This window comes from Vicinamibacteria bacterium (assembly GCA_035570235.1).
Taxonomy (GTDB): Bacteria; Acidobacteriota; Vicinamibacteria; order Fen-336; family Fen-336; genus DATMML01.
In genome coordinates this window covers 40,628-52,533 of sequence record DATMML010000130.1, presented here as the reverse complement: position 1 = coordinate 52,533, position 11,906 = coordinate 40,628, and the positions used below count along the sequence as shown (strand labels likewise).

The 11,906-nt window shown below is 68.1% G+C and carries 8 protein-coding genes; 5 read left to right on the top strand and 3 right to left on the bottom strand.

Features of this window, described 5'->3' with window-relative positions; genetic code table 11:
- A partial coding sequence (locus VN461_22915; GenBank protein ID HXB57631.1) for a hypothetical protein occupies positions 1-592 on the top strand: 592 nt, incomplete at its 5' end.
- Positions 582-1,841, top strand: coding sequence for a beta-propeller fold lactonase family protein (locus VN461_22910; GenBank protein HXB57630.1), 1,260 nt, complete (start codon positions 582-584; stop codon positions 1,839-1,841). The genes VN461_22915 and VN461_22910, both read left to right, overlap by 11 nt.
- A 92-nt stretch (positions 1,842-1,933) precedes the next feature.
- On the opposite strand, the gene VN461_22905 is transcribed toward VN461_22910, so the two are convergent.
- Positions 1,934-3,226 (bottom strand): hypothetical protein, encoded by a 1,293-nt coding sequence (locus VN461_22905; protein HXB57629.1) that lies wholly within the window; start codon positions 3,224-3,226, stop codon positions 1,934-1,936.
- 244 nt (positions 3,227-3,470) lie between these two features.
- The gene (locus tag VN461_22900; protein ID HXB57628.1) at positions 3,471-5,876 is read right to left on the bottom strand and encodes a DUF6600 domain-containing protein; all 2,406 of its coding nucleotides are present in this window, start codon (positions 5,874-5,876) and stop codon (positions 3,471-3,473) included.
- A 560-nt stretch (positions 5,877-6,436) separates the two neighbouring features.
- Here VN461_22900 and VN461_22895 point away from each other — a divergent pair.
- Positions 6,437-8,614: a hypothetical protein gene (locus tag VN461_22895; GenBank protein HXB57627.1), complete on the top strand. Its 2,178-nt coding sequence runs from the start codon at positions 6,437-6,439 to the stop codon at positions 8,612-8,614.
- Between the two features lie 29 nt (positions 8,615-8,643).
- Here VN461_22895 and VN461_22890 read toward each other — a convergent pair whose 3' ends face one another.
- A complete protein-coding gene (locus tag VN461_22890; GenBank protein ID HXB57626.1) occupies positions 8,644-9,765 on the bottom strand; it encodes a glycosyltransferase in 1,122 nt (373 codons plus the stop codon).
- Positions 9,766-9,844: 79 nt separating this feature from the next.
- On the opposite strand from VN461_22890, the gene VN461_22885 reads away from it, so the two are divergent.
- Both VN461_22885 and VN461_22880 read left to right on the top strand, forming a co-directional pair.
- Complete coding sequence (locus tag VN461_22885) at positions 9,845-10,852, top strand: glycosyltransferase (GenBank protein ID HXB57625.1); 1,008 nt, start codon at positions 9,845-9,847, stop codon at positions 10,850-10,852.
- The gene (locus VN461_22880; GenBank protein HXB57624.1) at positions 10,849-11,886 is read left to right on the top strand and encodes an NAD-dependent epimerase/dehydratase family protein; all 1,038 of its coding nucleotides are present in this window, start codon (positions 10,849-10,851) and stop codon (positions 11,884-11,886) included. The genes VN461_22885 and VN461_22880 overlap by 4 nt, the downstream gene beginning before the upstream one ends.
- Positions 11,887-11,906: the final 20 nt, after the last annotated feature.

Genomic DNA, 11,906 nt, shown 5'->3' with positions numbered 1-11,906 from the left:
CTGGGCCGCGCCACCCGGCCTCGAAGCCCTGCCCCCGATCGCGGCCGCGCCCGCCCTCCTCACCGAGACGGACACGCCGCCCCCCGCTCCGGTCATGGGTCAGCTCTGGGTCCCCGCATCGCGTGAGGGGGCGTACCTCTTTGCCGGCCCGGACTGGCGCTGGATCCCGATCTACTCTCTCGACCGGGTCCGCCTCGATCGCCAGGTCATCTTTTCCGCTCTCCCCGCAGGCTCGGTCGAGCCCATCCTTGTTTGGGGCGGCGAGGCAGCCACGAGTGGCATCTTCGCACGCCACCTTGGGGGCAGCCGTGTGGCTTTTGGGCTGGCCGCTTGGCGGGGGGCTTGGGAGCTCGGACCCGCGGGGCCCGCGGTGGACGCGTTTCCGGGTCGGCCCCAAGCCTTGAGTTTGCTCCTTGATCGACCCGCGGGCTCTGCGCTCGTTCTCCTGAGAGAACGCGAGGTGCTTCGCGCCCGCGCCGAGCTGGCTCCTATCGTCCGCGCACGTCTCGCGGTGGGAGACAGCCCGGCGGGCATGACTCTTGGCCGAGCCTCCTTCGCGGGCCAGATGCTCCCGCCGGAGAATGCCAACTAGCTTAGAGTTGTCCGAAGGTCCGGCAATGCTGCGAGTCTGGAGCATTGGAAGCTGCCTGTCGCTGACCCTCCTCGCCGCCTGCGGCAGTCAGCCCTCCCCACCAGGGCCCACGTTTGCCTATGTCCTAGGCGCTCGGCTTGCCCCTTGGAGAACGGTGCACACGGCTTACAGAGTTGACGGCTCGACCGGTGCCTGGAATTTGGTCGGGACCGTTCCGCCGGGAGCCGAGGCCGATTTGGGCTTCTTTCCCGGTGATGTGGCCTTCGCGAGCCTGGATCCGCGGGGACGCTTTCTCTACGCGTCGCTCGCAGGCGACAACACAGGTTGCTCCACTGACCATTGTGGGCGGGATAGGAACGTAGTGACTTACGGGATTGATCCCTCGATGGGAGCCCTGTCCAAGGTGAGCACAAGGAGGTTGTTTCTGGTTCAACCGGCTTTTATCACCGTCCATCCCTCCGGCCGGTTCCTATTGTTGGACGAGTATCCGTCGTGCTCGATCGGCACGGCCGCGATCGACGCGATGACCGGGGCCCTCGGCGACACGATCTCCGAGGTGAGCTGCGGAGGCGAATACGAGCTGGAGCAGGGGGACGACTGGGTCGTCGTCGAGCCAACGGGACATTTCGTTTACTACGGCAGCTGTCACGTTGGGGCGGCCGTGCCCCCTGCGTTCGGGTATCAAACGGATGTCGAGACGGGGAGCTTGCGCTACCTCGGACAGTGGACGGCGGGAAGGTGCGTTGCGGTCGATCCCACCGGTCGCCACTTGTACGGCATGATGCCAGGAACGGGCCCGTCGGGCCAAGTCGCCCAATTCGACATCGACGGTGTAAACGGTAGCCTGACGGCCATCGGAAGGACCCCGTTGCCCGGGATCCCGGGGTCGCTGGTAGTACACCCTTCCGGTCATCTCCTATACCTCGCCAGCGGCTCGGATATCTGGGCTTACCGGTTAGATGACGCCGGAGTCCCCTCTCCCATCCGCGTGGTCGCTTCGGGTGTGATCTTGGCAACCTACAGTTCGGACCCCACCTACTCGTATCCAGCTTCCACGCTGTCTCTCGACCCGGCCGGCCGTTTCCTTTACGTCCTGCGGCCAGGGGACGTTTTGGGCTACTTGGTCAACGCCACCACGGGCGATTTGCAACCCATATCCCAGGCGGAGGGAGGCAGGCTGGGAACCGTCGCCGCGTGGAACGACGGGATTGGGTACGCCCCCTGGATCGGGCTCGTCACTCCTCACTAGGCGCGGACAGCCCCCGCGCCGCCGTACGGACAAGGGCTCAGAAGTCCTTTTCGCCGCTCTGGCGGCAGCGCGGATTCCTTAGTCTCGTCTGATCAAGGCGGGTCGTGAGAGAAGATGCGCAGGATCTCGAGCAGAAAAGCGTTGTTGCACACGGCCTGGATCCCGATCAAGACGAAGAGCAACCCCACGAGAGCCCGCCCCCAGGCCGGTCGCTCGGCGGCAAGGCGGTTCAAGGACCAGATCCCGAGGGCCACCACCGCGAACGTCCACTGACAGGAATATAGAAAGAGGGAGGTGCCCCAGAACGAGTGCAATGCGGCGTGGAGGCCCACCCAGACCAGGAGTCCTAGTACCGGGCCGGCCGGAAGCCCTCCCTTGCTCCCGAAAACGAGCCCGGCGCCGAGGAGGCTCGCCCAAAGGAGGCCATGGGCGAGACCGCCCGCGCGCAGGGAGTCGAGGGTGATGGGGCCAAAGTCGACCTCCGTCCGCAACCCGCCCGGCTCATTGACCTCGAGCTTCGGGGCTACGAGATTGGCGAAGAAGAAATGGCCGATTACCTCCGCTTCCCGAGCGGTCAGCTCGGACAAGCACGCCGGCCAGACGAAGCTCAGCAGATCATCGCGATGGAGGGTCGTGGGCATGAAGAAGGGGGAGCTCCCTGGGTAGATCCAGACCTGGGCCAGGCTCAGGAGCGCGGTCACGAGGACGATTCCGAGCCCAAAGATCACGAGGCGCCTGAGGCTAGGACGCGGGCGGGCCCAATTCAAGGACGAAGCGCGGGCCAAGACCGCCGCGGCCAGGTTGGTAGCCGCCATGGAGAAGGAGCCGATGCCAGCCAGGAATAGAACGCCTGGCCGCCTGCAGGGGCCGGCGGCCAGCGCAAAAAGGATCACCAGACTGAGGCCGGAGAAGGCGAAGCTTTCGGGCATGCAGCTGAAAAACAGCTGGCTCGAGGACAAGCCGAAGAGGATGCTCCCGAGCCAGGTGAGCGGGGGCTCGAGGCCCAAGCGGTCGAGGAGCACGCGGAAGAAGACGACGCCCAGGGCCCCGGCCAGGGCGCACATCAGGAGGGCCGTCAGTCGCCCCGAGTGATCGAGCCCGGCCCCCCGAATTCCCGCCCGCACCGCCTGGCCGATCGGGTTCAGGAGGAGGACGAACAGGGGGTGGAGCCTGGTCCGATGTGGGCCTCCGAAGCGCGCGAGATCCATGATGCGGGTAGGGATGTCGGCATCGAAGACCTGATCGGTGTATTGGAAGACCCGGGGCGCCCGTATGTGGAAGGCCAGGCCCCAGCCCAGATATAGAAGGAAGAAGGCGGACCCAAGGACGAGGGAGCCGCGGCCCCGGCCGACCCCCGACCGCGGTGGCTCCTCCGAAGCGCTCATGGAGGCCACGCATTCTAGCACTCGCGCGAGTAGTACCGCGGGTGTCTCGAGACGGCCGTCCAGGGACTCACGCCCTGGGGGGCCGTCCTTCAACACCAAGGGCGCTGACCGATGGAGGGACAAATCGGAGAGGCGCGTAGAGGGAGCCAGGGCCTCGCCGGCAGTAGCCTCCCCGCCCCCGAGGCCGGGCCCTCAGCGAGAGCCGGCCTCGGCCCGAAGCGCGGGAGCCCCTCCCCCCGTCGACCTACTTTTGCGGATGAGGCGTGGGCGTTGGCTGCGGATGCGGCGCCGGAGGGGGGGGTTTGTGCGCTTCGGGTGCTGCCTTCTCGTGCCCCGCGGGAGACGGCTGATGGGGGGAGCCGCCGGAGCCTTCTTTATGTTGAGCCGGTTGAGAGTTGGCGGGATTGTGTTGCGGATGAGACCCGCCGGCCGCCGCGTCGGGGTTCTTGTGGGCAGGGTGGTCCGACCCCCCATCCTTCGCGGTGGGCGGGTGACCACCGGGTCCGCTGCCCGCAATCGCGGAGTTTGCGTGGGGGTGATTCGATCCTCCCGTATCCCCCGCCTTCGGCGGCTGGGAGCCTGCCCCCGCAGCATGCTGCGGGTGAGCACCGGGTCCGTTGCCCGCAGTCGCGGAGTTTGCGTGGGGGTGACTCGACCCTCCCGCTTCCCCCTTCGGTGCCAGTTGGGAGCCCGCCACTGTCGAATGCTGAGGGGGAGAGCCACCCGAACCGGCCTGCCCGCCCCGCGGATTGGCGTCGGTCTTCGCCGCGGTGTGGGGGTGGACCGTCCCCGTCGCCCCCGGGTTCGCGACCCCGGTGGAGGGGGACGAGGCTCCCGTCGATTGCGGAGCAGCTCCGTGGGCGACGGGCGCGTGGCTCGGCCGGTCGTTCAGTTTGGGTTGAGCGGTCGACTGCCCCGCTACTCCCGTCGTGGGCCCCGTGAGAGGGGCTGCGACTCCCGTCGGTTGGGAGGTCGCCCGGGGGGCGCCGGACACCTTCCCGCCGGCAGCGGTCGTCGGCCCCGTGAGAGGGGCCGCGGCTCCGGTCGGTTGGGAGGTCGCTCGGGCGGCACCGGACACCTTCCCGCCGGCAGCGAAGGAGGCTGCGGGGGGGGTCGCGGGCCGGGGAGGGGGAAGCGTGGCGCGAGACGGGCGCATGGCAACAGTCGATGGCCCGGGCGGCGGAATCGCGGGCCTGATCAGTGGGTTCGTCACCACTTGGGCGGCGTGGGCGGAGGCCCCAAAAGCCGGAGCGGGCGCAGGGGGCGTCATCTTGGCCACCACGGATCGCCCGCTAACCGCGGCCGGGGGTTGGGGAACGCTCGCGGCCGAGGCCGTGACCGGTCGGGACAGGACGCTCTGCGAGGTCGGCTGGACCCCCACGGGAGCACCGCCGGCCTGCACCGAGGCCACCGCGCTCACGGGGACCGCCACTGCCGCCGCTGCGACCGGTTGTGCGGAGACGAACGTGGAGCGCGGGACGGCCGTGACCGCCCCCGCCACCGACTGATTGACATAGGTGACATTGGTCGCGTTGACATTCGTGACGTTGATGTTCGTTACGTTGACGTGGGTGACGTTGATGTTTCGCACGTAGGCGGGGCTGACCGCGTAAGAGGGATAGTAGGCCTCGCGCGGACCCAGCGGGAACCACGCCACTCCGCCCCCCACGCCGATGGAGAGAGAAGCGCTCCAATTGTTCCCACCCACGAAGGCCACCAGCGCGGGGGCATAGACGGGCCGGGCCACGATCGTCCCCGGAGCCCAGACCCATTCCCCGGATACGCGGGCCCAGCGTCCGTAGTGGAACGGTGCAAAGCCCCAGGGCGCGTCATCGATCCACGTCCAACCCCACGGAGCCACATAACCCCAGTGCCCTGCGCGATAGGGCGCCCAGGACGGGCCCATGGACGTCGGAACCCACACCGAGCCATAGTTCGGGACGTCGCGCCAGCGGCCGTACCCGTCGAGGTCCTCCGACCCAACGACGTCGTTAGACACATACCGGGCGGAGACGTGGGGCTCCTCGTAGCGACGCTCGCGCTCCGTGCACCACCGGTCCCAATCGTCAGGAGTGCTCTCTTCCTGAATGTCGTAGATGGGAGGATGCGCGCCCAGAAAGACCCCTACCTGCCGGGCGTGAAGGGGCACTTCCGAGCCTTCCGCGGTGGCCTCGGCATCCCCCCTGCGCACGGACACCGTGGAGTCTCCGTTCGCGTCCACGTCGATGCGGTAGGTGCCGGGATGGAGCAGGGACACCGCCGCATTTGGCGTGTCCACCTCCATCGACTCTCCCTCGAGGACGTTGCGCACATGGACGCTCACCGAGCCCTGCGTCACCTGCATCTGGGTCACGTTGTCGTCCAGGTTGAGGAAGGCAAAGGCGGTCTCGGGCCCCAGGCGGACGGTCGTGCTCCCCAGGTGCAGCTCGCTTCGCGAGCCTTTATCCGTCCAGAGACGGTCACCCGTAGTCAGGGGACGGTTGCGCGAGGCGGGCGCCCAATCGTCCAGATTTCCCGGCCGAAAGGACACCGACCCGTCGGCGTAGCTGAGGCGGGCGACGCGGGAGGGTGGATCGTCGGCGAAGGCCCCCCCCACAAAAGCGAGGACGACGAAGCTGACGAGCATCCCGCACCGGAGCAGACGGGTCATGGACATGGCCTCCAGGATTCTTGTTTCACGGCCGGCGCTTCGCGACTCTGGCGACAAGACTGCCCTCCGCGCCCACACCGGAGGGAAGCGGACCGGGTGAGGGTCTAGGGTTGACTTAATTCCACGCTAGACCTGCCCGGCGATCTTGTCAAATGAGTCGATAACGGGGAAAGGTGCATAAGAGACTGGAAGCCGTTGCAAAGGCTAGAGCTCGCCATCCCCGGGGGTGTCTAGGGCAACCCGCGCCCCGCAGTCGGGACGGCTCCTAGGGCACTCCGCTCGAGGAACGCGGAGAGCGACGCCCTGGCTCGAGGAACCGAGGACGTCATCCCAGCCCGTGCCCTGCGGCGCCCGCGTGGGACCGGTCTGGTAAGATGCCCACAGAATGCCGAGCGGGGTCGAGGTCGGTTCGAGTAATGGCTCGGCCCCACCGGTGGGAACTCACTCCTGGCCGTGGCTTGTCTGCCCCCCTTCGTGGACTTCATCCACTCGGCCCCCTGCCTCCCGGATTCCGGCAAGAGCGGGCGAGCTTCTGACCCTCCGGTGAACGCTACGGTCACGTGAGGCGCCCCTCTTCGATCACCTGGGCCGTCCTTGGCTGCGCCACCCTGGTGGCATTGCTCTACGTCAGCCCGGTGCTGGGTGACGTCGCCCGGAGGGGTTTGGACTGGCCCATCTGGCTCAACCACCCCGAAGGTGTCTCTCAGATCACATATGGGAAGTGGTGGGTGCTGCCACCGCATCACTACCTGAGCGACGGTTCTTCCGGGGAATTCCCCGTTTACACCTACTACCTCTCCGATGCCCTGATCAACCTCATCGGTGAAGTCGGTCACTGGCCGGCCATGACCGTTCAGGCCGTGATCTACGGCCCCTTGCTTGGCTTCGCCTTCTTGCTGCTGAACTATTACTCCATCGCGGCCGTCGTCCGTGATTCGAGGGTCGCGTTCTGGGCTAGCCTCCTCATCTCTCTGGGAGGCAACTCCTTCATCCTCGACCGGCCGGACCCCGGCTCCGGGTTCCCCCTGAATTTCATCCTGCACGTCCCCTTTCACACCATTTCCCTGGGAACGGCCCAGAGCCTCGGGTGGGTGCTCTTCCTGCCCTGCTTGGCCCTCACCTATCTCGCCTACCAGCATTTCAGCGTGCCCCGGGCGATCGCTTCGGGGGCGCTCCTGGCCCTCCTGTTCCAGACCCATACCCTCACGTTCGTGAACGCAGCCTTCGTCCAGCTCGTCTACCTTGTCCTGAGCAACGGCCTCGACCGGCCGCGGCAGCCCCGCTTCTGGATTTGGCTGGTTGCCCTGGGCCTTGTGGCGGCCGCCTTCGGGTTCCTGGTGGCAACCTGTCCCCTGCTCTCCATCATGAGCCTCATCGTCCTGGGCACGGGAGCTCTGGTCGCCACCTTCGCCTTCGACTCCAAGAAGCCGTTCTACTTGTGGAGCTACGGGACCGCCGGCCTGGTGGCGGCGCCCTACCTGCTGAAGCTGGCGCAGCACGCCCGCGTGCTGGCCGCGGTGCAGGACGCCGAGGTTCAGCGGGCCGCGGTCGGGCTCGCGGGCCTGGCGCTCTTCTTTACGGCCTACGCGTTGGCGGCCGCCCTGGCCTACCCCCGCTATCGCGAGCGGCCTGTGCTGGTCTGGGCCCTGGCGATGCTGGGGGCAACTCTGTTCCTCGCCTTCAACCACCTCTGGCATTGGAACAACCACGCCTACCGATTCGCGATCCACCTGATCTTCCCGCTCGGCATCCTGGCCGCGCTGGGCCTGCGGCATGGCCCCCGACCGATCGCCGTGGCCCTGGGCGCCTGGCTGGGTGCGGTGTGCCTCCTGGACGTGGGCACGTTTGCGGTGGGAAAGCGGATCTGGGTGAGCTTTCGCGTCGGAGAGCCGGAGCGGGCCGCCTTCCTGCGCACGGTGCGGGAGACTACCGCCAGCTCGCCCGGTTCTCGCATCTTGGCCCCCGCCGAAGTGGACTATCCACGCGGGGTGACTCAGGCCGCCATGCTCATGAGCTATTCCCGCATCCAGGCCTTCAACCCGGACTACCGACGAATCCTCTGGCCGGAGCGCTACCACAATCGAATGGGGCTCTTCTGCTTCTTATTTCCCGGCTATCCGAACTTCGAGCTTCAGTTCAATCGCCGCGCCTGCGAGGAGGACCTCGATCCAGACCCGAGGCTGCTCGAGATACGCGACCCGCGGCTCAAGACCGCGATCCTGCCCGTCTACTCCATCGGCCTGGCCGGGGCCCCCGCCAAACCCTTCGCGAACTCTCTGAAGGAGGCGAGCGGGCGCTACGGCTGGCCGGTGGTGGCGGAGACCGACAGCAGTGCGCTCCTGCGGACGGTCACCCCCCCCCTGCCGGGCGTGGCGCGCCTCCTCTCTGCTGACTCGAGTTCGGGCACGCTCTCTATTCGCGTCGAGGTGGACGTCCCCGGGCCCCACGTCGCAATCCTCGGGGGACGCAGGCTGGCCGATCGGGCCCCCCGGGTCGTCCTCGACGGGAATGCCCTCGCGAACGGCCGGCGTTCGGCGAACTGGGCCGTTTTCTTCTCCGACCTCCGTCCGGGCCCGCATCGCCTTGAGCTTCCCGCCCGCGACTCTGGGCCCGACCCGGAGGCGGACTACCTCTATTTCATCGGCATCGTTCACGAAGACTGGGCGCCACGATACCTCGTGCTAGGGGATGTCCACGCGAGCGCGGGGGCGGGCGGGGTGGCGCTGCCTGCTCCCTAGCGGCCATCAGCCGCGTAACGCCCCCGCCGTCAGTCGATGGCGCGACCGTCCGTGCCCCGGGCCACCCTCCAGAGGCCCTGGACGAAGCCGACGGTGTAGGACGCGTCCAGCACGGGCTGCAGGAGCACAAAGCCGCCAAGCTCGAGGGGGGCGAGGGGCACCGCCCGTAAATGGCGGAGGAAGAGCCCCCCCTTCGCGAGGGCCAGGAGACCGAGCGCGCTTCCCCACCACCAGGCCGGCCAGCCGAGAACGAGGGCGGCCGCGACGAAGAGGTAGACCCCCGCGGACGCGACCTGGGTGGTCCGCAGAAGCAGTCGCCACTGCCGGTTCATACCGGCCCGTTCCCCAACCACCCCCCCCCGGCTCTCGCGGTTCAAGATGAGGATGTAGGGATGGGCCCGGCCGAAGAGGCGCTGGTGGCGGACCAGCTTGCCCACCGTGTCCTGCTCGCCCGAGACCGAAAGGTAGTAGGTGAGCTGCGGGGCCTGGTAGATCTCATAGCCCGCCTTCCTCAGCTTCCCGGCCAGCACCTGATCCTCGCCCGCCACCCTGAGGGTGGTGTCGTAGAAGCCCACCGCCCGCAGGGCCTCCAAGCGGAAAGCGTCGCAGCGCCCTTCCGCGAAGCCCACCGGCACGAGCTCCTCGCCTTCGGAAGCCGGGAAGATGTCCATCAGGTTGCAAATGAGGTTCAGCTTCTCCGCGAAGGGAAGGGCGCTGTCCGCCGCCACCGCGGGCTGGCCGGTGATGGCGGCGGCGCGGGGATGCCCCTCCATGAGCCCGAGCATGCGCGCGACGTAGTCGTCCCGGCCGAAGCGGCAGTCCAAATGGCAGGTGAGGGCGTAGGGCGTGCGGGCGAGTCCAAACGCCTTGTTCAGGGTGCCCGCCAGCCCGAGGTTCTCCGGATTGAGCACCATGCGGTAGTGCGACGGGGCTCCCGCCTCCTGGAGTGATCGGGCTAGGACCTGGGCGGTGTCATCGGAAGAGGCGTCATCCATGAAGAGGGCGTCCAGCCAGTCGGACTGTCGGGGAAATTCGGGGTGGGTCTGGCGGGCCAGGAGCTCCACCAGAGCGGGCACCACGCGGGCCGCGTGGTACAGCAGGAAGACGACGGTGATCTTGGGCTCGACCGGGCTGGACGCACTCAAGGACACAAGCGCGAAACATATTGGAGTCCAAGGCCTACATCAAGCGACGCCCCCGCCGAAGCCGCTCTGCTAAGATGCCGGTGCCATGCCGAGGGGGGGCGAAACGGAGGTCTCGGAGAACGTGGTCCACGAAATTTCGGTGGTGGTGCCCCTCTATCAGGGCGCGCGCACGATCGAGGCCCTGGTTTCCGAGATCGAGCCCCTCACCGCTTCCGCGAAGACCCCCGCCGGGCGCGCGTTCCGCGTGAGCGAGGTGCTCCTCGTCCACGACGGCGCGATCGACGACTCGGCCACGGTCATGAGGGCCCTGGCCGCGCGGGCGCCCTTCGTGCGTCTTTTGTGGCTGTCGCGGAACTTCGGACAGCATCCCGCCACCTTAGCGGGAATGGCGAGCACGGTATCGGACTGGGTGGCCACCCTGGACGAGGACGGGCAGCAGGATCCGGCCGATATTGGCAAGCTCCTGGACGAGGCGCTCGGGCACGGGGCCCAGCTCGTCTACGCCCAACCCACAAACGAGCCTCCCCATGGCTGGTTCCGAAACCAGTCCAGCGCTTTTGCCAAATGGTTCTTCGTGCGCATGCTGGGGAATCGGGCGCTGGGCGCGTTCAATAGCTTCCGCCTGATCGAGGGTGAGATCGCGCGGGGGGTGGCCGCCTATTGCGGGGCCAACGTCTACCTCGACGTGGCCCTCTCCTGGGTCGTGGCGAAGGCGCGCCATTGCCCGGTCGCCCTCCGGCGGGAGCGGGGCCGACCCTCCGGCTACAGCCCGCGGCGCCTGGTCGGCCATTTCTGGCAGCTCGTGCTCACCTCCGGCACACGCCCCCTGCGTTGGATCGGACTCCTGGGGCTGCTATCCATCTTCCTCGCCTTCGGGATCAGCGGGGTCGCCCTTTGGGGTCGGCTGCACCACCAGATCCCGGTGCAGGGCTGGACCTCCATGGTGGTGGTGGTCTGCTTCTTCGCCGGCTTCATCCTGGTCTCGCTCGGGATCATCGCGGAGTACCTCGGAGTGGCGGTATCGATGGCCATGGGCAAGCCGCCCTACCTGATCGCCTCCCGCCCCTCGGGCGAGGAGCGACCGCGGTCGTGACCACCCTCACCTGGGTGGTGGGGAGCGGAGGGCTGCTGGGGTCGCACGTGGCCCGCGCGGTCCACTCCGCCGCGGGCTTGGCGCCTTGGAGTCCCCCGCCGGACCCGCTGCCCTGGGAGGACCGGGCCCAACTGGAGGTCCGGCTGGGAGCGGCCGTCCGGGCTTTCGTGGCTGCCGCCGGGGAGGGTCCCTACCCTACGTGGAGCGTGCTCTGGTGCGCGGGGGCGGGGGTGGTGGGCACCTCCCCCACCACTCTCGACACCGAGTCCGCGACCTGGGAACTCTTCCTGGAGCGGCTCGAACAGGAGCTGAAAGCGGCCCCCGGGGCCAGCAATCGGCCGGGGCGCCTCTTCTTCGCCAGCTCGGCGGGAGGCCTCTATGCCGGAAGCCCCGAGCGGCCGCTCCACGAAGCCTCCGCGCCCCGGCCGATCTCGCCTTACGGCCTGGCCAAGCTCCACCAGGAGCAGACGCTCGAGCGGTGGGTGGCGCGGCATCCGCAGGTCTCATCGCTCGTGGCTCGCATCTCGAATCTCTACGGACCCGGCCAAAGGATGGGAAAGCCCAAAGGCCTGATCTCCCAGATGAGCCGCTGCCTCATCCACCACCAGCCCGTCCACATCTACGTTCCCCTGGACACGATCCGGGACTACGTCTACGTGGAGGACGCGGCCCCCTCTCTCGTCCGCTGGATGGAGCGGCTGGGCACCGAGGCGGCGGCCGCTTCGGGGGCCCGCCACGTCCTCAAGATCTGCGCCTCCGAGCAGGAGACGACGATCGCCACGCTCCTGGGTGTATTCCGCCGCCTGGCCAAGCGGCAGCTGAGGGTCGTCTCCGGACTCCATCCCGTGCACGCGCAGCAACCGGCGCGGCTGCAATTCCGGTCCCGGGTGTGGAGCGACGAGCCCCGGCCCGCCGCCACCGGCCTCGCCGTCGGCGTCGACCGCGTCTATCGGCACGAGCTCAGGCTCTTTCAGGCGGGGGCCCTCCCTGCCCCCTCGCCGCCGCATTTCGGGGGCGACCCGGGGCGCCCCTGAACCTGAGCGCCCAGGGAGGC